Raw genomic sequence first — 21491 nt, 5'->3', positions numbered from 1 at the left:
TGGTGAGTGATGAGTGGCGAGTTAAATAATATGTTGTACTTAAAACTCATAACCCAAAACTCATGACCTAAAATAGTCCGTTTATCTCCCGTTCAACCAACTGGATAATATTTGACAAGTCCTCGGTATTATTAGCGAAATCCAGGTTATCTTTATCCAGTATCAATAGCTTGCCCAGCTTATAGTTGTTTATCCACTTATCGTATTTCTCGTTAAGTTTTGAAAGATAGTCTATACGGATCCCTATCTCATACTCGCGGCCACGGCGCTGGATGTTATTTACCAGCGTTGGTACAGAAGCTTTCAGGTAAACCAGCAGATCGGGTGGCTTTATATACTCAGTTATATTATTAAATATCGATTCGTAGTTATCGTAATCGCGGCTGGTCATCAGGCCCATATCGTGCAGGTTCTCTGCAAATATGTAGGCATCCTCATAAATGGTACGATCCTGTATAATATTACGGCCGCTTTTTTGAATATCGATGATCTGGCGATAACGACTGTTCAGAAAATAGATCTGCAGGTTAAAGCTCCAGCGCTTCATATCGCTGTAAAAATCTTCCAGATACGGATTATTATCAACGGCTTCGTATAAGGGATCCCAGCCATAATTCTTGGCCAGCAGTTCGGTGAGCGTGGTTTTACCGGCTCCTATATTACCAACAACAGCTATATGCATATTCGCTAAGATAGAATTAGAATGTTAAATGTCAAAATGATTTTAGTTCATGATCAATTGTTAATCGTTCATGGCTATGAACTATCAACCATGAACCATATAAGCCATCTAAAAGCTCCTGAACCCAATTATCTCCCTAACCTCTTTAATGGTTTTAGCGGCGCTTTCGCGGGCTTTAATGGCGCCGTAGCGGGCCACCTGGCGCAGGTAGGGTGCGTCGTTGGCAATATCATTTATCTTTTCGCGGATTGGCGCAGTAGCAATGATCATGTCCTCGGCTAACTGTTTTTTCAGGTCGCCGTAACGGATCTGCATAGTATTATACAGGTTGTCAAAATGCGCAATAGTATCGGGTGCCGAAACCACTTTCATCAGGTCGAACAGGTTTTGGATCTCTTCGGGTTTGGTTTGATTTTCGGTAGTCGGGCCGCTATCCGTAACCGCGCGCATTACTTTTTTGCGGATAACCTCGGGCGAATCTGACAAGAAAACAGCATTCCCCTCTCCTTCTGATTTACCCATTTTACCCTTGCCGTCAAGCCCCGGTATTTTTACCAGGTTGCTGCTAAAATTAAAGGCATAAGGCTCCGGGAAATACTCGTTATTATATAAACGGTTAAAGCGGTTGCCAAAAGTGCGCGCCATTTCCAAGTGTTGCTCCTGGTCTTTACCTACGGGTACTTTGGTAGCTTTGTGGATTAAAATGTCGGCAGCCATTAAAACCGGGTAGGTTAAAAGGCCGGCGTTTACGTTATCAGGGTTGGCGCGTACTTTATCTTTAAATGAAGTGCTGCGTTCAAGTTCGCCCATGTAGGCGTTCATATTCATGTATAAGTACAGTTCAGAGATCTCCTGCACGTCTGATTGCACGTAGATGGTTGCTTTCTCCGGATCAATGCCCGCTGCCAAATATTCAACCAATACATTTTTAACATTGGTGTGCAGGTTTGCAGGCGTAGGATGTGTGGTGAGCGAGTGCAGGTCAGCAATAAAAAAAAAGCAGTTATACTCGTGCTGCATTTTCACAAAATTCTGTATTGCACCGTAATAATTACCTAAATGTAAGTTCCCGGTCGATCTGATACCACTAACAACAGTTTCCATAGCGGCGAAAGTAAGTATTTTTTATATTTTTGGAGACGATGAAAATAATATTGAGGAAACTGCATTGCTATTTATATATAGTTTCTGTTGCCTTAACTTATGCCGTAGCCTTCCCGTTTTTATACGTGTTATCGCGTAATACGCGCAATTATAAGTACATGAATGCCATCCGTCGTACCTGGGGATTTGTAAGTTCATTACTGGTGGGTATTCTTTATAGTTTTGAATATGCTGAGCCAATCGACTGGAACAGGACCTACATCATCTGCCCTAACCATACCTCTAATCTCGACATTACCGCCATGACAATCATGGTTAAAAACAACAACCATTGCTTTATGGGTAAGGAAGAGTTGCTGAATAATATGGTAACCCGCCTGTTTTTTAAAACCGTTGATATCCCGGTAAATCGCGATAGCAAAATGTCGTCATACCGTGCGTTTAAAAAAGCATCGGAGGTTTTGGCCGGGGGCCAGTCGGTGATCATATTCCCGGAGGGGCGGATACCTGATGACTACCCGCCGCAATTAAATGATTTTAAGAACGGCCCGTTCCGTATGGCGATTGACTTGAAAGTACCTATAATCCCCGTGTCATCTATAGATACCTGGAAAGTTTTATGGGATACCGGCCTTGACCATGGCAGCAAACCGGGAATTTGCCATATATTTGCACATAAGCCTATTGAAACGGCAAATTTAACACCTGATGATGCCGATGCCCTGCGCGACCAGGTACACACCATCATCAACCAAAAATTAGTATAATGACCATTGACAGCGAAACCGTAGATAAGATAGCCCACCTTGCCCGCCTTGAACTGGCCGAAACCGAAAAAACGGAAATGATTGGCGATATGAACAAGATCCTGAGCTTTATGGAAAAGCTAAACGAGATTGATACATCAGCCGTCGAGCCGTTGATCTACTTGTCTTCCGAAGTAAATGTTTTCAGGGAAGATGTAGTTAAGCAGGAAGTTACTGTTGAAGAAGCTTTACAAAACTCGCCTAAGCACGATGATAAGTACTTTTTGGTGGCAAAAGTTATTGGGTAGATTTAAGTTTTCAGTAACGGTGTTTGAGTTTTGAGTGGCTTATACAACTCAAAACTCACCACTCAAAACTCAATACTAAAAAGATTGTAACAAAACATCCCCTGCCACAGTCAAAGAACAAAAACAAGCATGGAGCCATTAAAAGACAAGCCATTAATCACCATTAAAAATATAGGGCGTAAATACGTTATAGGCAGCGAGGTTATCCACGCGCTTAAGGATGTAACGTTAACTATAAACAAAGGTGAGTTTGTGGCGCTGATGGGTCCGTCTGGTTCGGGTAAATCAACTTTGATGAATATTTTGGGTTGTTTGGATACACCTACCAAAGGCGAATACATTCTTAACGGCATCAACGTTAGCCACATGAGCGACAACGATTTGGCCGAGGTGCGTAACTCCGAGATCGGCTTTGTTTTCCAGACATTTAACTTGTTGCCCCGTAATACAGCGTTAGACAACGTGGCCCTGCCTTTAATATATGCCGGCGTTAATAAAGAGGGCCGCCAGGCACGTGCCAAGAAAGCGTTAGAGAATGTAGGTTTGGGTAACCGTACCGATCACCGCCCTAACGAATTATCGGGTGGCCAGCGCCAGCGCGTGGCTGTAGCCAGGGCTTTAATTAATGATCCTTCTATTATCCTTGCCGATGAGCCTACCGGTAACCTGGATACCAAAACATCTATAGAAATAATGAGCCTTATGGAAGATATCCATGCCAAAGGCAACACCATAATATTAGTAACGCACGAGGAAGATATTGCCATGCACGCCCACCGTATTGTGCGGATGCGCGATGGTTTAATTGAGCGCGATTACGCTAATACCAATATCCAGATAGTGGACCGCAGCGGGATAGTTTAACCGTTTGTTTCATTTCACGTAAATGTGAAACAATTGAAACAGATGAAACACGATTTCGTGATAATCCATTGTCTGTTAACTGGTTACGAAAAACCGGTGAAACAAAATGAAACAACTTTTACGTCAGGATTTTCATACAGCGATATGATATAAGCTACTGAAATACAGCTAATTGATTTTTTAAGCGTTTTTGTTTCATAAAAACGGTCAAATGAAACACCCCGGGGCTAAGAATATTAAAAATTCTTTACGTTTTCGGGAGTGATGTAATGCAATAATTCTTCATCAGCACCATTGATAACACACTCCAAATTGCCTCTTTCAATGATGTTTAGCTTTGCATATTCAACGGCGGCCTTTACATCATCAAATATATTGTAAGGTTCCTGATTTTCTTTGGTAACTACTACAAAGTTATTATCCAAAATATGGCCGGTTTTGAAGTCGGCCCATACCAATGCGACCTGGGGTTCTGATATTTGTGGGAATTTTTTCATACACCTTGTTGTTAATCCTAATCATTACACGCCGACGCAATCCGCTCCACAAACTCCGCTATATGCAGTGATTTTTCGGCAACGATAGGGTCGTAATTACCGATGATCAGCGTATGGTCTACTATTTCTATCATAAAATCATTATCACGGATATCCATCACCGCGTTGCGGAAATCCCGGTTCATACCGGCGGTAGCTTTTGCATGGTCGTTAACCAATACGTAAAAGGTATTACTAAATGGCTTGTCCTCATCAAAATCCAGCTCGTGCGGGTGCATTAATTCCAGTATTTTATCGGTCAGCGTTTCGCGGCGGATAACTACCCCGCCAAAATTCGGTTTTAAGTAAGTTAGCCCCCAAACCTGGAACTCCTGGTGAGCAGTGACATGCTTGTCGCCTATTTTATAGTGCACTTCCACAAACAGGATATATGAATCGCCGCAATCGCGTTTGATCACATACGATCCCCTTAAATTAACATCAAGGCAGTTCCTGAAAACTTTAAACTGGTGCAGGTCGAAATCAATATGCCCGGTAGGCTGGATCCTGAATTCTTCGTTAAGTGTATTATAGGTTTCGGTGAACCTTTTTATGGTATCGTAGCTTAAACCTGTGGCATCAAAAGGGTGTTCTTCCATGAGTTGGGTTGGTGTTTGTTAAAAGTAGGAAACGTTAAAGTAATAAGCAAATTTAACCTCATACGTTCACCAATACGTCATTGCGAGGAACGAAGCAATCTCTGCATAGGACATTCAATTAGTTGGATCCCATTTGGCGATAGCCAGCACGATCATTACGAACATTGATAAGCAAGTGTAGAGATTGCTTCGTTCCTCGCAATTGTAAAGGTTTAGTAATTCTATTACCGAATTACTAAACCCTAACAGCAATGACGCCGCTAATTAAAATGCTTTCATCCTTCCGCAACTGCACACACAGTTTGGATCACTTGCTCCCAGCTGTTTTAAAAAGTGCTGGTAAAAGCCTATCCTGTCCAACATGTTGGGGTTTTCGCCCTGGCCGCATTCAACCGCGCCGTTTATAATGTCTGTAACCATGCCGAAGCCGTTAACACGGCCGGCAGCTTTATCAGCGGCGTTAAGCTTCCACTTCCCTATTATCACATCATGTGCCGATGGTTTATGCGTTTGCGGGGTCATCCAAAAATAAATGGCTGCTTTAAAAGCTATAACCGGGTCGGTAGTCAGCAGGTCGGGGTTGTTGAGCAGTATTTTATGATCGCCAAAAATACAATCGGACGCGTAACCATAATTACCATTATAGCTTAACTGCATGGGCCCGCGGCCATAATATTTTTTGCCTTTAACCGGCGGATATTCATCGCTATCGCCAAAATAATCAAGCGAAGTATTATCCTCATGCCTTAACATCAGGCCGTCGGTATAGGAACCATTCATGCCATGGCGGGTTTCGTGGGCCACGTTGGCAAAAAAGGCGGCCAGCTCCTTTTTATTGCTCAGCAAATCGCTCTCCGTACAAAAAGCGCCATAATCAACAGTATAAGTACTGTCGGGTTTTACTTTGGCCCAGGCTTCGTTCCAATCCACGTCCTGGCGTACTATGGTGCTTTTGCCGGTAGCTTTATCGGTACGGATAAACTGGTAAACCGATACCGCGCGACGGGTGATCTTAACTTTTATCTGCGCCAGGTCTTTTATGGCTTTAATAAACGAGGCATATGTGTAAAATGGGTCGCGTTGCGGGAACAGGGCGTTAAACTGTTTTTCGGTGATCAGGTTAAACGCGGCCGCTTTAGCTATGTTTGTTGATGCACTGCCACACTTAAAACTTAACAGCATTAAGGTTGTAGCAAGCAGCAGGAAAAACTTTGTTGACAATATAACAGGCTTCATAAGCGTATAAAGTTGTGTATTATTTATTGATTGTAAAGATAGACGCAAGTTTAACGCAACCCATAAAATATTGCCGATTTATTAACAAAGTTTAAATCGATATTTATAAATTGCCGCATAACACTGTATGAAAATATATACCAAAACAGGCGATAAAGGTTTTACATCCTTAATTGGCGGTACGCGCGTACCAAAGCATCACCTGCGTATTGAAAGCTACGGAACGGTTGATGAGCTGAATAGTTTTATAGGTTTGATACGCGACCAGGAGATCACCCAGCACGATAAAGACTTTTTAAAAGAGATCCAGGACCGTTTGTTTACCATTGGTTCATCTTTAGCGGCCGATCCGGAAAAATCAAAAATGGTGATACCTGATCTGCACACCGAAGATATTGAATTGCTGGAAACAGAAATGGATACCATTAACCTGCAAATACCCGAATTAAAGCATTTTATATTGCCGGGGGGTAGCACAACTATATCTTACTGCCATATAGCCCGCACCGTATGCCGCCGTGCAGAACGCCTTACAGTACATTTAGCAGACGAAAGTATTGTAGACGATAAGGTTATTATTTATTTAAACAGGCTAAGCGATTACCTTTTTACCCTGGCACGCAAAGTGGCAAACGACCATAACATCCCTGAAAATGAATGGATACCGAGGCTTAAAAAAATTTAAAAAAATATATTGATTATCAACATAAAAATATTATACTTTTGCAGAAATTGAAAATTTAAAAATTAAACTTAATTATAGATTAAAATATGTACTGGACACTCGAATTAGCATCTCACCTGGAGGATGCACCATGGCCCGCAACTAAAGACGAATTAATTGATTATGCTATACGCTCAGGAGCACCGGTTGAGGTGATTGAAAACCTGCAGGCATTAGAGGATGATGGTGAGCCGTATGAAAATATTGAAGAAATATGGCCTGATTACCCTACAAAAGATGACTTCTTTTTTAACGAAGACGAGTACTAATCTCGCTTAAAACAATATAAAAACCCCGTTTATGCGGGGCTTTTTTGTTTTCAGACCTTTTTGGAATGGTTTTAGTAAGTAGTGATTTATCATTCACTATTAAAACTTTAAAACAATGAGAGGTTTACTTTACATTATCGCCGTTATCCTTATTATAGGTTGGGCATTTGGCTTTTTCTATTATTCTGCTGGCGGAATAATTCACGTATTATTGGTTATAGCTATTGTAGCTTTACTATTGGGTGTTATCAGAAGAGCGTGATAAATGAGTTGTGAGTTTTGAGTAGTGAGTTCTGGATATATTCCTGCTCACCACTCAAAACCCATAACTCACAACTCAACTAACCCTATACATCTTCCCCGGCAAACTCCGGATAAAACCCTGCATCTCCATATTTAACAGGTTCATGGCCAGCTGGCTCATGGGCATATTGGTTTTTATAGTCAGGTCATCAATTGCAAGCGGCGCGTTATGCTGCTGTATTACATTATATATTGTACGTTCATCGCCCGTCAGGTCAATAGGTAGCATAAATTGTTCAACCGGTTTGGCATCGTCGGGCTTTTCCCAGCCAAGGCTGTAAGCCAGGTCGGCTACGCAGGTAAGCAGGGCGGCTTTATTATTCCTGATCAAAAAATTACACCCTTCAGAATACGTATCCCCCAACCTTCCCGGGAACGCAAATACATCTCTATTATAAGAATTAGCAATCTCGGCAGTTATTAATGCACCGCCTTTTATACTGGCCTCTATTACTATAGTAGCATCGGCCATGCCGGCAACAATGCGGTTACGCTCGGGGAAGTTTCCGCTACCCGGGACGGTGCCCGATGGATATTCGGTTAACCAGCCGCCATTCTCCAGCATTTTATCGGCGGTGCTTCTATTCGCTACGGGATAGATCCTGTCCAGCCCATGCCCAAACACCCCTACTGTGGCAACATTATTTTTAATACATTCTTTGTGTGTTATTACATCTATGCCGTGCGCCAGCCCGCTTACTACTAAAACATCATACTGTTGCAGTTCGGCAACCAGGTCGGCACAAAGCTGGCGGCCATAGTCGGTAGCGTTGCGGGTGCCTACTATGCTTACTATTTTACGCGCGTTAAGGTCGGCATTGCCTTTACTATATAATAGTATGGGTGCATCAATACAATTCTTTAACCGTTTGGGATAGTTGGCATCGGTGTAAAACAGCACTTTGATGTTGTTCTTTTCTATAAACTTTAATTCTTCGGCAGCTCTTTTCAGGGCTTCGTCAAAGTTTAGCTCGCGTACGCGCTTTTCTGCTATGCTTGGTATGCTTAATAATTTATTGGGCGAAGCATCAAACACAGCCCCGGCACTGCCTAAATGGCTAACCAGCACCTTACCCAGGCCATGACCAATATTTTTTAAATACGTTAATGCTATTTGATGGAGTTGCGACATAAAGTTTACGTGCAACTAAAATAGAAATTTTACTATAATTTTTAGCAAAAACATAGAAATTAAAAAAAAATGAAATAATCACTACCTTTAATTAATCCTTTAAAACCTATCGCACATGAAAAAGATCATCACTTGTATTCTTCCGGCTTTAATATTGTCTGCGAACGCTTTTTCGCAAAAATTATCCAATAAACAAGAAATCAGTTTGCGGGCGCCGTCTACTATTAAAATTGACGGTAAGGCTACCGAATGGGATAATAAATTACAAGCTTATAATAAGGCTACAAATGTGTCTTATACTTTATCTAACGATGAAAAATACTTATACCTTACCATACAAACCAAATATCACGACATCGCAGACAAAATATTGAGAGGTGGCATTACGCTTAATATAAACCATACCCTGCAAAAGAAAGATGCCAAACAAGTATCTATAACATACCCGGTATTGCGCGGGGGTGATATGTCGGCAGTTGCAAATATGTATGCGCGTGCATCTACATCGCAACCTGATGGAATAGTGACACCCTATAATGACCTAAATACCGTATTAGGATCGAAAGATAAAACCATTAACGTATCGGGCATCGAAAGTATAACTGATTCTTCAATAGCCATATATAATGACCTGGGCATTAAAGCAGCGTCGTTATTTGACGATAAGCTGACCTACACTTGCGAAATAGCTATCCCGCTTAAATATTTAAACCTGCCAAACAATGGGACGGATGCCTTTAGTTATCAAATTAAAGTTAATGAGGCAGAGCAGATGCACCGCCCTACAACAATTAACAGCTCAACCCCAGCACCACCACCACCAATGGCGATGACAGCATTATCAACTACAGATTTTTGGGGCGAGTACACTTTGGCAAAAAAATAGTTTATTGCCTGTCGGCGTCGACTCACCCCGACTACGCTACGCTGGTCGACCCTCTCTTCACCTTCGGTGGAAAGAGGGTTAAGGAATATATTTTAATATTTTTATTTTAGTTCGTGCAAGAAATAAACCCTCTTTCCACCGAAGGTGAAGAGAGGGTGATCGAGCGAAGCGTAGATCGGGTGAGTCGACGCTGACGGGTTAACGCCCGCCGCGTTAGTGATAGTAGCGATACCGGCCCTGCGCCTAACGCCTGTGCGCGTATAAGCGGATAGCACAGGCCGCAGGCAACGCCATAAATATCACCCCGCTCGCCTCATTTCCTGTTCAAAAAAAATATTTTTAAAAAACTACAAAAATAGTTTGCAAACTATAAAAATAGTTGTACCTTCATTCTATTAAACTACAAAAATAGTTCAACTATGAAGATGATTAAAGAATTAACCAAAGCAGAAGAACAGGTAATGCAAATATTATGGCAGTTAAACGAAGCCATTGTAAAAGACATTATCGAAAAAATGAACGAACCTAAGCCTGCTTACAACACCGTGTCTACAGTTGTAAGGGTTTTAGAAGGCAAAGGCTTTATCGATCATAAAGCGGTGGGTAACTCGCACATTTATTTCCCGCTGATATCAGAGGCGCAGTACCGCAAGTTTACTTTCGATAAAATGATGAGCAGCTATTTCAGCAACTCGTACGAAAGCCTGGTATCCTTTATAGCTAACGAGAAGAAATTGGGTATAAAAGAGCTTGATGAGCTAACCAAATTGATTGACGAGCTGAAAAGTAAAAAGAAATAAACCACCTAAACCTTATCAAAAAACCTAACATTATGAATTGGTTGTATTATCTCGCGGAAGCCAACATTTACCTGGGGGTATTTTACCTGGCCTACTGCCTTTTTTTAACTAAAGAAACCTATTATCAGCTAACACGTGCTTACTTGCTGTTTGCCTGCGTGGTATCGTTTATACTACCTGTTTTACAAATTGGTGCATTAAAACCGGTAGAAGCCGCGGTAAGTACAACCATTAATTATGCCGCTCCTTCTGATACAGCACCTGATGAATTTATACAACCTATCGGTCCGGTACATATCAAATCGCCTGCTATACCGCATGCAATTATTACACAAGCTGTAACTACTACACCGGCTGTAACAACACCTAAATTGGCGGCTGTGGCAGTATATCATTTAACGCCGCAGGATTATTTAATGTATGCTTACTTAATTGGTGCAGGCGTAGTGTTTTTAATGTTGATGATTAAACTATCGGCCCTGTTTAAGCTGATACGGAACGCAAAAAAGGTAGACAAGGACAACTATAAACTGGTGTATCTGCCCGAAACTAATGCAGCTTTTTCGTTCTTTAATTACCTTTTTATTGGTGCCAACGCGCACGGTGCCGATACCATTATCAGGCATGAGCTGGTGCATATCCGCCAAAAACATTCGGCTGATATTATCTTCCTTGAGTTGTTAAAGATAGTTAGCTGGTTCAACCCGTTTACTTATCTATTACAAAACAGCTTAAAGACCGTACATGAGTATATAGCCGACGAGCAAACCGCAGCGTACGAAGCGGATGCAATCGCCTACTCATCATTTTTGGTTAGCAATGCTTACGGAGCCGGTAACTCGTCCATCACCCATTCATTTTTTAATTACAACCTACTTAAAAAACGTATTATCATGTTAAATCAACAACGCTCTGGTACTTTAGCAAGGCTAAAATACCTGGTAACCATACCTATTTGTGCAATACTACTTTGCGCCTCGACGCTGGCATTCAGTAAAACTTATGCTTTGTTGGATTTAGACCCGGCAAAAGTAAATCCTGTTACCAAAACCACTTCGAACAAATTAACCCACAGCAGGCCTGCAACTATTGCAAGCGCCGAATTGCCGGTAGCCGGCGAGATCAAACCGTCAGATACTGTTGGTGCAAATACTGACAAAGTAGTTCCTATCCCTGTTGATGAAACAAAACCGACAACAACTGATAGCCCACGTGTTGCTATTGATGCTACCGGCCATTTAATATTGCCGGCAGTAAATTATAGCGGTTACCAACTGCTTGACCGTCACCTTTACAAGAATATTCATTACAGCTATGGCCCTGATGAAAAAGGCGGCGTGGTAGGAGTTAGTTTTAAGCTTAATAATGACAGGCAGATAACCGATTTAAAAATAGAACAAAGCGCCGGCGATAAACTGAACGCGCTTGCACTTGATGCCTTTAAAAGCTACAAAGGGGTGGTTAATGATGACGCGGGAAAAACCCTGAAAATGGCCATATATTTCTTTGCAGGCGATTATTCGATATTTAGAGAAGCACCTGGAAATGAAGTGGCATATTCGGGCGGATTGATCATCACTAACTATCCGCATAAATTTGCTGTAACCAGCAAAGGATATGAGTATGACGAAAGTAGCGGCGGCAGGGAACCCGTTTTCAAAGTTGTTATTTATGATAAAAACGGCGGCTCTAAATGGTACTTTAGTGATAGCGTTACTCCTGCAGATGTACTGATGCTAAAGGATAAATACGGTTACACCTTCCCTACCAACTCATACCTTGCTATGGAATCTATTACCCCGGGAAAGGGCTATGGTAATTATATGATAAGTGGTTTGGGCGTTAACTCATACCTGGATGAGCCATACACAAAAACATTTTACGACCATGTGTATAATGAATTGCAATATCCCGAAAAAGAAAAAGCAGAACTTAAGGCAAGCGTAGTATTGGTGAAGTTTAATGTTGACGATAAAGGAGCGATCAATAACGTTGCCGTAGCTAAAACAGGCGGTGCCAATTTTGACGAGGCCGCTGTTGCCGCAGTCAAATCATTCGATGGAACAATAAGCGATGATGCCGGCCAGCATACTATCGCGATTGTGTTTTGCCTGGCTCAAAACCAATCACGGCCAACCGTTAGCGACAGTTTTAAGAAAGCCGGTTATGTAGGCGAATTAGCACGTGCCGAGAAGAAATCGCCGTTTACTTTTTCAAAAAAACAATAGCGGGATACCACAAAAACCCAACCTAAAAACCTACTAAAACCTACTTTATGACCTGGTTGTACTATATAGCAGAAGCCAACATTTACCTAGGGGTATTTTACCTGGCCTACTGCCTTTTTTTAACTAAAGAAACCTATTATCAGCTTAGCCGGGCGTACCTGCTATTTAGCTGCGTGATATCATTTATACTGCCGGTGTTACAAATAGGGGCGTTAAAGCCGGTAGAAACTGTAGTTTTTACAACGGTAAACTATACCTTACCCCAGTACACCGCGCCGGTCGACTATGTTCCTACAACTATCGCTCAACCTATAGTTACCGCACAGCCTTTAACAACATATGATTATTTTGTTTACGCCTACGTTATCGGCGTTTGTGTGCTATCTTTTATACTGATCATTAAATTGTTTACGCTAATTAAATTGATGCGTAACACCCAACGTATTGACCAGGGAAAGCATAAGCTGGTGTACCTGCCCGAAACTAACGTAGCTTTCTCATTTTTTAATTACCTGTTTATAGGTAAAGACGCAGCGGGTGCCAATACCATTATCAGGCATGAGCTGGTGCATATCCGCCAAAAGCATTCGGTTGATATTGTTTTTCTGGAATTATTAAAAGTTATCAGCTGGTTCAATCCGTTTATTTACCTGCTGCAAAGCAGCCTTAAAAGCGTACATGAATATATAGCCGACGAACAAACCGCCGCTTTTGAAACTGATGCACTTACCTACTCATCCTTCCTGGTTAATAATGCGTATGGTGCGGGAGGCTCGTCAATTACCCATTCATTCTTTAATTATAATCTGCTTAAAAAACGTATAATTATGTTAAATCAACAAAGGTCGGGTAATTTGGCAAGGCTAAAGTACCTAATAGCTTTGCCTGTTTGCGCGGGCTTGCTTTGCGCGTCGACATTGGCTTTCAGCAAAACTTATGGTTGGGTTGATATTGACCCGGCGAAGGCTGTCCCTGAGGTTTTGGCTACACCAAAAAATGAGTTGTCGGTCACACAACCCGCCGCAAAAACTAAACCCAAAAAACGTAATAAGTTCCCAATTCCAAGTTCTACAACGCCTGGTTATGAATACTTAAACCATTATGTAATGAAAACGGTAACCTATAATCCTACCGAAAACGATAACGGCAGTTTTGTAGTAGTTGGTTTTGATGTAGTTAAGAATGGCAAACTGACCAATATTAAAATAGAGAAAAGCGGCGGTAAGAAATATGATGCGAAAGCTTTAAAAGCATATACAAACTTTAATATGCCTGTTAAGGATAAACCGGGGCATCGCAGATCGGTAGTGATATTTTATAACGGCCAGCCAACCAAAGACTCGGAGGCTTTCGGTTTGGCTCCTGATTGCATCAGCTCATGGGTAATACCAGGCTGGGCCTATAAAATTACTCGCACAGGTAAAGGATTTGAGTATGATGAATATTCAGAATACCTTGACAATAAGTTTAATACCCGCGTAGTAGTTTATGACGCAAACGGCAAGTATGTAAGTGTATCATTAAACAAAGCTACTGCAGGCGAATTAGCTTTACTAAAAAATAAATACGGTTATACTTTTCCGCCATTGCCTGTTGATCACCTTAAATTACCGTCGGCTGCTCCTAAACCAGCTTTTCGTAAAAAAGATAAAAATGGTGCCTACGTTAGCGAGGGTAGGCTAAACAACGGTGCCGTACCCATACAAACCATAGCACCTAAAGGCACTAAAGCTTTGTTTATTGTAGATGGTAAAAAATATGAGTTTACGCCTCAAAGCCTGGCCAAATACAATTCAAAGTCGCTTTTATATATGTCGTGCGATAAAATCTTAGTGTATGAGCAAGGCAATGCTTATGCTGAAAAAACCTGGGGGAAGGGTTATGGTAAAGTTGCGATACTTAGCGGCAACGCGTCGATCAGAATCGTAGCAGATCCATTTAGCGATTACAAGGTAACCCCAGTCGCTAATGTATCTAACGAAGATCCTGCAGGGCCGGTTACACCAAGCGGTTATAAAAAAGGCTATGAAAGCCTAAGCCACTCGTTTACAAGCGATCAGACTTTCAGAACCGGATTAGACTATTATCAGCAATTGCGCCGTACTAACACTACAATTAAAGACGCGGTAGTTGTTGTTGGCTTTAATGTAGGTGCCGATAAAAAACTGTCAAACGTAAAAGTAGTTAAAGGCTCGGGTTCTGTAATGGATAACGCGATATCAGGTGCTTTCAGCGCCTTTAAGGGTGACGTTACTGACAAGCCCGGCTTTCATACCTACCTTGTGCATATCTCAACCCGTGGCCATACAGAAAATGAGGACGCTGTTGTTTGTAAAAAGAATGGCTATGATAATCATTACACCATAGCCGTCGGTTCATATCTACCGGTTAAAGATAATGACCCTAACTCAAGTAACGCCCGTAACCCGGATGCCCTATTCAGGTCAGACCTGGATAAGTTTTATAAAAACTTGACAAGCACTATTAAGTACCCTGCCGAAGAATTGGAAAAAGGCAAATCCGTAATAGTTAATGCTTTATTTTCTGTTAATGCCAGCCATAAAATTCAATATGTACAAATTATAATGAGCCCTTCAGAATCATTAAGTAATGAAGTGATAAATGCACTAAAGGGTAGTGCATCCTTAAATATTTTTAAGCCCGGGTCGCAATATATTGTGCCTGTATTTTTCAAAGTAGGCAACACAAGTCCGCAGTTTGCTGTAACTGGCAAAGTAGTTACTTATAATCCGGCAAATATTGATATCCCCGACAACCAGACGGTCTGGACTATGGATGTGGTGTCAATAAACGAGAGTGCAAAAAAACAATAAACCTCTACCTTATCAAAACTAAAAGCCGGGCAATTGCTCGGCTTTTTTTGTATCTTCAATTGCCGTAACAACCAAAATCATGAAGATAATTTTCCAGATTGTTTTACTTACCCTGATCATAAATGTTAGCAGGCTTAATGCACAAAAGCGCAATGTTAAACTAAGCGCTGCGGATACTATACCCAAATTGGAGTTGGATAACTTTTATAAATATATTGCTACTCATGTAAAATATCCTAAAACCGTGGTTGAAGATCAAATTAAAGGTGTGGTGATAGCAACTTATAATATTGATGTTAATAACAAAATAAAGAATATAAAAATACTTAGAAGTATCGACACTTTATTAAGTATTGAAGTGATAAAAGCCTTGCAAGGCAGTTCGCCGCCATCAATAAAAAAGCAAGGCATTGTGTATGTATTGCCTGTTTATTTCGACATGCAAACTGATAACGATTTAGGTCGTGACGTAGAAAAGTATCATTTACCAGTATATGATGCCGGCTTAAGTAAAATACTTTCGGCAACCTGCGTCAGACTAACGGAGGTTAGAAAACTGGGTTATAAAATTCGGTATCGACAACGTAAATGACTTTATTTAAACCAAAAACCAATTTAACCCGTTATATTTACATCATTCACTTTTTAAACTAAACTATCATGCGGTCAATTAAAAAAAAGTTATTTAAAAAGTCGGCAGTAAAGATATTGTTGGCCGGGGTATTAAGTTTTGGTGCCGGTACTGTTTTCGCGCAAACGCTACCCCCTCCACCACCTGCTCCGCCATCGCCGGCAAAGCTTTGGAAAAAGATTAATCCATTTAAAAAAGGAAAACTTAATCTGCCGCCAAAGCCAAAATCGAACGTAAAACCACCGCCAAACCCGGTTGATGTTGTTAAAAAGATAAAATTGCCCAAACCGCCGCCACCACCAACGCCGGCGGGATAGTTTTGAGTTATGGGTATTAAGTAGTGAGTTTCATTACTCATAACTCATAACTCCTTTACCCCTTTACATATATCACCTGCTTGGTTTCAAAAAACTCTTCGGTGAAATAATCCTTCAGGTAATACTGGTGCACTTTAAGGCCCGATTCTTTGATCTCTTCGGCAAGGTCGCCGCCTTTTAGATAGAGTATGCCGCTTGGCAGGCCATTGTTTGATGTGCGGGTAAACTTACCCTTTATCCACGGATAAAAGTCGCCCAGGCGGGTTACAGCGCGCGATACGATGAAGTCAAACTTTTCATCAATCTGCTCGGCACGCAGGTGCTCCGCGCGAACATTTTTAAGGCCCAGTGCTTTGGCAACTTCCTGCACCACCTTTATTTTTTTGCCGATAGAATCAACTAAATAGAACCTGGTGTCCGGAAACAATATCGCTAACGGGATGCCCGGGAAACCGCCGCCGGTACCTACATCCAGCACACTTTCGCCCGGTAAAAAAGGCATCACTTTAGCTATCCCTAACGAGTGTAGTACGTGGCGCTCAAAAAGCTGGTCGATATCCTTGCGCGAGATAACGTTGATCTGGTTGTTCCAAAACTCATACAGTGCAGGCAATTGTTCAAACTGCTGTTGCTGGATAGGTGTAAGATCTGGGAAATAAGTAAAAAGCTGATCAGATGTCATCTCTGTCAAATCGGTTCATAATATTACCAAGCAGGTACCTGGCCCTGAATAATTGCGCCTTAACTGTGCCTAAAGGCAGGTCAAGTTGCTGGGCAATTTCTTCGTAGGATAATTCATCAAAATAACGCAGCGTAATTAAGTTACGGTAGCGGGCCGGTAAGCTTTGTATCAATAGCCTTAACTCCTCAGTCTGCTGCTTTTTTATAGACGTTTCTTCGGGGTTTAAAACATCAGCCTTTATCTGCAGTTGTTTCTCTTCCCCGTCTTCATCCGTTAGCCCGTGTATAGAGGTAGTATTTAATTTTTTCTTGCGGATAAAATCGATACAGTTGTTGGTAGCCACCCTAAACAGCCAGGTACTAAAGGCATACTCAGGCTGGTATTTTTCCAGTTTCTCAAATGCCTTGGCAAAGGTTTCAACAGTAAGGTCCATAGCGTCCTCTTTGTTGTTAACCATTTTAAGCACCATAAAATAGATGGAATCTTTATAGCGCTGCATCAGGTCGGCATACGCCCTTTGGCTCCCGCCCCTGGCTTTAACTACCAGGTGGAAATCATTCTTAGCATTCTCGGTAAAATTGGAATTTATTTCCATTGGGTAGTTTTAACAAAAGTGCCAATCACTCCAAAAACATTTATATAAATGTAGTAAACAAAATCTAAAAACGGCAAGTACCACAATTGCGATGCCGCATTTAACTTTTTAAAAGTTTTTCGGTAGATGAGTATTTGTATGATCCATCTAAAAACAAACAAGCCTAATGCCAATACAGGCTCGAAGTAAACCGCTAAGCAGCAAATAAATGAGGCATAAAATAATAACCCGCTCAAGGCATCAAAACTTAACATGCGGCGATGGCTGTTGCGGTATAATTTACCCACACCCATGTGCCGCTTTTTTTGCCGGTATAATGCAGCAATGCCGGTTTTAGCATGGGTATACATAAATGTTTGGGGATGAATTTCTACTTCGGTATTGTTTGCCGTGCCGTTTTGGTTCACAAACAGATCGTCATCGCCTGATAATACGTGCATGTGCGACGCGAAACCTTTATTTGAAAAAAACAGGGTTTTGGTATAGGCCATGTTACGGCCGATGCCCATATAAGGGTCGCCGTTTAACGCTGCCGACAGGTAGTTTATAGCGGTTTTTAACGTCTCAAACCTGATGAGCGCATTTAAAAAATTACCGCTTTTATAATAAGGCGAATAGCCTAACACCAGCTGCACATTATCTTTATTAAAGTGCGCGGCCATACGTGTTATCCAGTTGGTTGATGATGGCATACAATCGGCATCGGTAAATAACAGGTGCTCGTTTTTTGCAGCCTTTATACCTAAGGTAAGCGCGAATTTTTTCCCGGTTTTAAAACGGGCATGCTCTGTTATGGTAACAATTTTCAGGTGCGGATAAGTATCCTTAAGTGCTTCCAATACCTCGTCCGAGTTATCGTACGAGCAATCGTTTACCACTACTACTTCAAAATCAGGGTAGTCCTGCTGTAATATGGCGGGTAAGTATTCTGATAGATTTTTTGATTCGTTACGGGCGCTGATAATAACAGATATGGGTATTTTAACTTCGGGCAATTCATCGTCAACCACATAAGCAGAAAGCGATTTATGATTGCTGATGAGGTAATATAACTGGACAATAAATACCAGTAGGAAAAGAACAAAAAAAGCCAGCCGTATATAAGTTTCCAATACCGATTAAAATATGGCGCAAATTTGGTGAAAAAATCGGAGATTTTAGTGATTAGTTGATCAGTGATTAGAGATTGGTCTATCTAACTGAAAGACGGGCATCTAATCTCTGATTAACTAATCTCTAATCACTGAGTTATTCCGATCTCAGGCTTCTGATTGGATTTGCCAGGGCTGCTTTTATTGATTGGTAACTTACCGTTAATAGTGCTATTACTATTGATAAAGCACCCGCCAATGCAAACACCCACCAGTTTATACTTACGCGATAGCTGTAACTCATTAGCCATTTACTCATGGCCCAGTAAGCTACCGGTGTGGCTACAACCAGTGATACAACAACCAGCACTAAAAAATCTTTTGATAATAAAGTAGTGATCTCGGCTACCGAGGCGCCCAATACCTTGCGTACGCCTATTTCCTTGATACGGTTTTCGGCAGTGTAGCTGGCTAAGCCAAACAAACCAAGGCATGATATAAATATGGTAAGCCCGGCAAACAGGGCCGCTAAAGTGCCCTGGCGTTTTTCGTTATCAAATTTTTGAGCATAACTTTCGTCAACAAACTTATAATCGAACGGATACTGCGGGTTATATTTCTGAAAGATAACCTGTGCTTTCTTCAAGTTATCAGCCAATGGGTTTTGGCCGTTAAACTTCATTTGTACCACGTTAAACTGCATAAAGCTGGGTTTGGCGCCACATATTAATATGGGGCGTGTTGGCTCGTAAGGGTTGGTCAGGATAAAATCTTTTACCACACCAACAATATGCCAGTTAACACCAAGGTCACTAACCACTTGCCCAATCGGGTTTTTAAACTTCATTATTTTTAATGACGACTCGTTAATGATCAACCCGGTCGAGTCCGTCGGAAACTGCTTCAAATCCAAATCGCGGCCCTGTACAAATTGCAATCCTGCAGTTTTTCCCAGGTCTTCATCTTCTAAAAAACGGTCAAACGAAGTCCTGTCATTGGGGTCCTTCCCCTTCCAGTTCTGTCCCCAGCCATCGCTCCACCTGTCTGTAAGCGGCGAGTTTGTTTTGGTAACAGCTATTGCAACACCCGATTGTAACAGTTCGTTTTTTATCAGCATATAATTTTTAGGGATATCGCCGGTCATCATGTGGTAAACCAGGTTATCTTTATTATAGCCCATTTCGCGGTTGCGGGCATAATCAATCTGCTGCTTAACTATAATAGTACATATTATTAATACAATAGCGAAGCTAAATTGCAGTATCACCAGCGCTTTGCGTGGGGTAACCAAAGCGTCGGCTTTTTTAAATGTGCCTTTTAACACCTTAACCGGCGTGAATGATGACAGGAAGAACGCCGGGTAACTACCCGCCAGTAACCCGGTGAAAAGTATAAACCCGATAAACAGCAGCCAGGTATTAATATCACTTATATCTACTGCCAATTGTTTCTCGGTAAACCGGTTATAATCCGGCAGGCATAGCAGTACAATTACTATAGCGATGATACCGGCTAAAAACGAAAGGAAAACAGACTCGCCGATAAACTGCAAAACAAGCGACGCTTTTTGCGCCCCTACCACTTTTCGTATACCTACTTCTTTGGCCCGTTTCTCGCTGCGGGCCGTGCTCAGGTTCATAAAATTAATACAGGCTATTAATAATATAAAACCGGCAATAATGCCAAATAGCTGTATAAACTTGCTGCGGCCATTGTTGTCCTCTACCCCATTGGTAAAGCTGGCATATAAGTACGATCGTTCAAGCGGGTATAAAAACAGCTCCCACTTCATTTTCCTTGCCTCGTCGCTATACTTTTGTTTGAGGCCTTTCATTTTAACGTTGGCCGATGCAATACTTGCGTTCTGCTTTAGCATCACATAGGTGCGGGTGCTGTTATCATTCCAGCCTAAATCCTGTTTTTTATCTAATTTGATGTATGACCATGGTAATAAGAACTCAAAGTTGAATACCGTATTATTTGGCAGGTCTTTCATAACACCGGTAACGGTGAAATTAGCCTTATTATCCAGCAAAATTGTTTTACCCATCGGGTCGTCATTGCCGAATATACTTTTAGCAGTTTTTTCGGTAAGCACTACCGAATGCATATCGTTGAGCGCTGTATTAGGGTCGCCTTTCAGCAGCGGGAAACTAAACATTTGCAGGTAGCCTGTATCAACAATCCCTCCTGTCTTTATTATTTTTTTATCCCCAACCGAAAAAAGCATGTTATTGGCGCGCGTTACCCGTACGGCGCGTTCCACCTCCGGCAGGTCTTTCTCTACAGCACGGGCCGTAGGCGCCGACACAGTGGACGTGCATTGGATCCCCCCATCTTCTACAACACGGTTCCATACCCTGTATATCCTGTCAGTATTTTTATGGAACCTGTCTACGCTTACTTCGTTCTGTATCCATAATAAAATCAATATCGCGGCAGCCATACCTATGGCAAGGCCGGTTATATTTAAAGCTGAAAAACCTTTGCTGCGAATAAGGTTACGGTAAGCTATTTTAAAGAAATTACGGATCATAAAGCGCTGTTATTCAATGATACATTTATAAATAGAATTCCAAAAATGCACCAACCTACATGCCGAATAACTATAATATTGATTTAAAGATAGTTATAAATAAATCAGCTATTAAACCCGTTCGGTTTTGATACAAAAAACGTTCGGTATTGATACGTATCATTAATTATTATTACATTTAGTCTTTGCCGCCCCGGCAAAAGTGTACACCAATATATAACCTGTATGAAAAAGTTTATACTAACCAGCACTGTATTATTTATACTTATCACCAATGTTTTTGCGCAAAAAGCATTAACCCGCGATGAGCGTATGAAATGGTGGCGCGAAGCCCGTTTTGGTATGTTTATCCATTGGGGCGATTACGCGCAATGGGCCGGTTTATATA

The 21491-nt window shown here is 41.5% G+C and carries 23 protein-coding genes; 12 read left to right on the top strand and 11 right to left on the bottom strand.

Annotated features, from left to right (window positions below):
- Positions 1–67: 67 nt before the first annotated feature.
- Both ABIB50_RS25850 and trpS read right to left on the bottom strand, forming a co-directional pair.
- Positions 68–682: a deoxynucleoside kinase gene (locus ABIB50_RS25850; protein ID WP_429384781.1), complete on the bottom strand. Its 615-nt coding sequence runs from the start codon at positions 680–682 to the stop codon at positions 68–70.
- Between the two features lie 108 nt (positions 683–790).
- Positions 791–1786: a tryptophan--tRNA ligase gene (gene trpS / locus ABIB50_RS25845; RefSeq protein ID WP_429384779.1), complete on the bottom strand. Its 996-nt coding sequence runs from the start codon at positions 1784–1786 to the stop codon at positions 791–793.
- Between the two features lie 38 nt (positions 1787–1824).
- Between trpS and ABIB50_RS25840 the strand changes: the two genes are divergently transcribed.
- From ABIB50_RS25840 to ABIB50_RS25830, 3 genes are all read left to right on the top strand, one after another.
- Entirely contained in the window at positions 1825–2553 is a 729-nt protein-coding gene (locus tag ABIB50_RS25840; protein ID WP_429384777.1) for a lysophospholipid acyltransferase family protein, read from the top strand.
- Positions 2553–2840, top strand: a complete 288-nt coding sequence (gene gatC / locus ABIB50_RS25835) for an Asp-tRNA(Asn)/Glu-tRNA(Gln) amidotransferase subunit GatC (RefSeq protein ID WP_429384774.1) — start codon at positions 2553–2555, stop codon at positions 2838–2840. Before ABIB50_RS25840 ends, gatC begins: the two co-directional genes overlap by 1 nt.
- Before the next feature lie 129 nt (positions 2841–2969).
- Positions 2970–3704: an ABC transporter ATP-binding protein gene (locus ABIB50_RS25830; protein WP_429384771.1), complete on the top strand. Its 735-nt coding sequence runs from the start codon at positions 2970–2972 to the stop codon at positions 3702–3704.
- 236 nt (positions 3705–3940) lie between these two features.
- Here the strand turns inward: ABIB50_RS25830 and ABIB50_RS25825 are convergent, their stop codons facing one another.
- From ABIB50_RS25825 to ABIB50_RS25815, 3 genes are all read right to left on the bottom strand, one after another.
- Positions 3941–4201: a hypothetical protein gene (locus ABIB50_RS25825; RefSeq protein WP_429384769.1), complete on the bottom strand. Its 261-nt coding sequence runs from the start codon at positions 4199–4201 to the stop codon at positions 3941–3943.
- A 17-nt stretch (positions 4202–4218) separates the two neighbouring features.
- Positions 4219–4839 (bottom strand): hypothetical protein, encoded by a 621-nt coding sequence (locus ABIB50_RS25820; protein ID WP_429384766.1) that lies wholly within the window; start codon positions 4837–4839, stop codon positions 4219–4221.
- 264 nt (positions 4840–5103) lie between these two features.
- Entirely contained in the window at positions 5104–6075 is a 972-nt protein-coding gene (locus ABIB50_RS25815) for a chitinase (RefSeq protein WP_429384763.1), read from the bottom strand.
- 127 nt (positions 6076–6202) lie between these two features.
- On the opposite strand from ABIB50_RS25815, the gene ABIB50_RS25810 reads away from it, so the two are divergent.
- From ABIB50_RS25810 to ABIB50_RS25800, 3 genes are all read left to right on the top strand, one after another.
- Positions 6203–6760, top strand: coding sequence for a cob(I)yrinic acid a,c-diamide adenosyltransferase (locus ABIB50_RS25810; RefSeq protein WP_429384761.1), 558 nt, complete (start codon positions 6203–6205; stop codon positions 6758–6760).
- A gap of 86 nt (positions 6761–6846) precedes the next feature.
- Positions 6847–7068, top strand: coding sequence for a DUF2795 domain-containing protein (locus ABIB50_RS25805; protein WP_002996718.1), 222 nt, complete (start codon positions 6847–6849; stop codon positions 7066–7068).
- Positions 7069–7183: 115 nt separating this feature from the next.
- On the top strand, positions 7184–7330 hold the full coding sequence (locus ABIB50_RS25800) for a lmo0937 family membrane protein (protein WP_299357560.1): 147 nt from the start codon (positions 7184–7186) through the stop codon (positions 7328–7330).
- A 75-nt stretch (positions 7331–7405) separates the two neighbouring features.
- On the opposite strand, the gene dprA is transcribed toward ABIB50_RS25800, so the two are convergent.
- Positions 7406–8503 carry a DNA-processing protein DprA gene (gene dprA / locus ABIB50_RS25795; RefSeq protein WP_429384758.1) on the bottom strand — a complete coding sequence of 366 codons (1098 nt, stop codon included), beginning with the start codon at positions 8501–8503 and terminating at the stop codon, positions 7406–7408.
- A 115-nt stretch (positions 8504–8618) separates the two neighbouring features.
- On the opposite strand from dprA, the gene ABIB50_RS25790 reads away from it, so the two are divergent.
- The 5 genes from ABIB50_RS25790 to ABIB50_RS25770 all read left to right on the top strand — a co-directional run bounded on the left by ABIB50_RS25790 (position 8619) and on the right by ABIB50_RS25770 (position 15843).
- The gene (locus ABIB50_RS25790; protein WP_429384756.1) at positions 8619–9389 is read left to right on the top strand and encodes a hypothetical protein; all 771 of its coding nucleotides are present in this window, start codon (positions 8619–8621) and stop codon (positions 9387–9389) included.
- A gap of 461 nt (positions 9390–9850) precedes the next feature.
- Positions 9851–10189 carry a BlaI/MecI/CopY family transcriptional regulator gene (locus tag ABIB50_RS25785; protein WP_429384854.1) on the top strand — a complete coding sequence of 113 codons (339 nt, stop codon included), beginning with the start codon at positions 9851–9853 and terminating at the stop codon, positions 10187–10189.
- A gap of 32 nt (positions 10190–10221) precedes the next feature.
- Positions 10222–12417 (top strand): TonB family protein, encoded by a 2196-nt coding sequence (locus ABIB50_RS25780; protein ID WP_429384754.1) that lies wholly within the window; start codon positions 10222–10224, stop codon positions 12415–12417.
- Between the two features lie 47 nt (positions 12418–12464).
- The gene (locus tag ABIB50_RS25775; RefSeq protein WP_429384752.1) at positions 12465–15251 is read left to right on the top strand and encodes a M56 family metallopeptidase; all 2787 of its coding nucleotides are present in this window, start codon (positions 12465–12467) and stop codon (positions 15249–15251) included.
- Positions 15252–15330: 79 nt separating this feature from the next.
- A complete protein-coding gene (locus ABIB50_RS25770) occupies positions 15331–15843 on the top strand; it encodes a hypothetical protein (protein WP_429384750.1) in 513 nt (170 codons plus the stop codon).
- 58 nt (positions 15844–15901) lie between these two features.
- Here ABIB50_RS25770 and ABIB50_RS25765 read toward each other — a convergent pair whose 3' ends face one another.
- The 5 genes from ABIB50_RS25765 to ABIB50_RS25745 form a co-directional block, all read right to left on the bottom strand.
- Positions 15902–16240 carry a hypothetical protein gene (locus tag ABIB50_RS25765; RefSeq protein WP_429384748.1) on the bottom strand — a complete coding sequence of 113 codons (339 nt, stop codon included), beginning with the start codon at positions 16238–16240 and terminating at the stop codon, positions 15902–15904.
- Positions 16241–16254: 14 nt separating this feature from the next.
- A complete protein-coding gene (rsmG, locus tag ABIB50_RS25760; protein ID WP_429384745.1) occupies positions 16255–16881 on the bottom strand; it encodes a 16S rRNA (guanine(527)-N(7))-methyltransferase RsmG in 627 nt (208 codons plus the stop codon).
- The gene (locus tag ABIB50_RS25755; protein ID WP_429384743.1) at positions 16871–17476 is read right to left on the bottom strand and encodes an RNA polymerase sigma factor; all 606 of its coding nucleotides are present in this window, start codon (positions 17474–17476) and stop codon (positions 16871–16873) included. The genes rsmG and ABIB50_RS25755 overlap by 11 nt, the downstream gene beginning before the upstream one ends.
- Positions 17467–18588, bottom strand: a complete 1122-nt coding sequence (locus ABIB50_RS25750; protein WP_429384741.1) for a glycosyltransferase — start codon at positions 18586–18588, stop codon at positions 17467–17469. The genes ABIB50_RS25755 and ABIB50_RS25750 overlap by 10 nt, the downstream gene beginning before the upstream one ends.
- A gap of 136 nt (positions 18589–18724) precedes the next feature.
- Positions 18725–21103 carry an ABC transporter permease gene (locus ABIB50_RS25745; RefSeq protein ID WP_429384738.1) on the bottom strand — a complete coding sequence of 793 codons (2379 nt, stop codon included), beginning with the start codon at positions 21101–21103 and terminating at the stop codon, positions 18725–18727.
- A gap of 225 nt (positions 21104–21328) precedes the next feature.
- On the opposite strand from ABIB50_RS25745, the gene ABIB50_RS25740 reads away from it, so the two are divergent.
- A partial coding sequence (locus ABIB50_RS25740; RefSeq protein WP_429384851.1) for an alpha-L-fucosidase occupies positions 21329–21491 on the top strand: 163 nt, incomplete at its 3' end.

Source organism: Mucilaginibacter sp. UYCu711 (assembly GCF_050433825.1).
Taxonomy (GTDB): domain Bacteria; phylum Bacteroidota; class Bacteroidia; order Sphingobacteriales; family Sphingobacteriaceae; genus Mucilaginibacter.
This window is presented reverse-complemented; position numbering and strand designations above follow the sequence as displayed.

Bases quoted from the DNA above. Each gene is read 5' to 3' on its own strand.
- ABIB50_RS25850 (WP_429384781.1), bottom strand. From the start codon at position 682: ATGCATATAGCTGTTGTTGGTAATATAGGAGCCGGTAAAACCACGCTC.
- trpS (WP_429384779.1), bottom strand. From the start codon at position 1,786: ATGGAAACTGTTGTTAGTGGTATCAGATCGACCGGGAACTTACATTTA.
- ABIB50_RS25840 (WP_429384777.1), top strand. From the start codon at position 1,825: ATGAAAATAATATTGAGGAAACTGCATTGCTATTTATATATAGTTTCT.
- gatC (WP_429384774.1), top strand. From the start codon at position 2,553: ATGACCATTGACAGCGAAACCGTAGATAAGATAGCCCACCTTGCCCGC.
- ABIB50_RS25830 (WP_429384771.1), top strand. From the start codon at position 2,970: ATGGAGCCATTAAAAGACAAGCCATTAATCACCATTAAAAATATAGGG.
- ABIB50_RS25825 (WP_429384769.1), bottom strand. From the start codon at position 4,201: ATGAAAAAATTCCCACAAATATCAGAACCCCAGGTCGCATTGGTATGG.
- ABIB50_RS25820 (WP_429384766.1), bottom strand. From the start codon at position 4,839: ATGGAAGAACACCCTTTTGATGCCACAGGTTTAAGCTACGATACCATA.
- ABIB50_RS25815 (WP_429384763.1), bottom strand. From the start codon at position 6,075: ATGAAGCCTGTTATATTGTCAACAAAGTTTTTCCTGCTGCTTGCTACA.
- ABIB50_RS25810 (WP_429384761.1), top strand. From the start codon at position 6,203: ATGAAAATATATACCAAAACAGGCGATAAAGGTTTTACATCCTTAATT.
- ABIB50_RS25805 (WP_002996718.1), top strand. From the start codon at position 6,847: ATGTACTGGACACTCGAATTAGCATCTCACCTGGAGGATGCACCATGG.
- ABIB50_RS25800 (WP_299357560.1), top strand. From the start codon at position 7,184: ATGAGAGGTTTACTTTACATTATCGCCGTTATCCTTATTATAGGTTGG.
- dprA (WP_429384758.1), bottom strand. From the start codon at position 8,503: ATGTCGCAACTCCATCAAATAGCATTAACGTATTTAAAAAATATTGGT.
- ABIB50_RS25790 (WP_429384756.1), top strand. From the start codon at position 8,619: ATGAAAAAGATCATCACTTGTATTCTTCCGGCTTTAATATTGTCTGCG.
- ABIB50_RS25785 (WP_429384854.1), top strand. From the start codon at position 9,851: ATGCAAATATTATGGCAGTTAAACGAAGCCATTGTAAAAGACATTATC.
- ABIB50_RS25780 (WP_429384754.1), top strand. From the start codon at position 10,222: ATGAATTGGTTGTATTATCTCGCGGAAGCCAACATTTACCTGGGGGTA.
- ABIB50_RS25775 (WP_429384752.1), top strand. From the start codon at position 12,465: ATGACCTGGTTGTACTATATAGCAGAAGCCAACATTTACCTAGGGGTA.
- ABIB50_RS25770 (WP_429384750.1), top strand. From the start codon at position 15,331: ATGAAGATAATTTTCCAGATTGTTTTACTTACCCTGATCATAAATGTT.
- ABIB50_RS25765 (WP_429384748.1), bottom strand. From the start codon at position 16,240: ATGAGTAATGAAACTCACTACTTAATACCCATAACTCAAAACTATCCC.
- rsmG (WP_429384745.1), bottom strand. From the start codon at position 16,881: ATGACATCTGATCAGCTTTTTACTTATTTCCCAGATCTTACACCTATC.
- ABIB50_RS25755 (WP_429384743.1), bottom strand. From the start codon at position 17,476: ATGGAAATAAATTCCAATTTTACCGAGAATGCTAAGAATGATTTCCAC.
- ABIB50_RS25745 (WP_429384738.1), bottom strand. From the start codon at position 21,103: ATGATCCGTAATTTCTTTAAAATAGCTTACCGTAACCTTATTCGCAGC.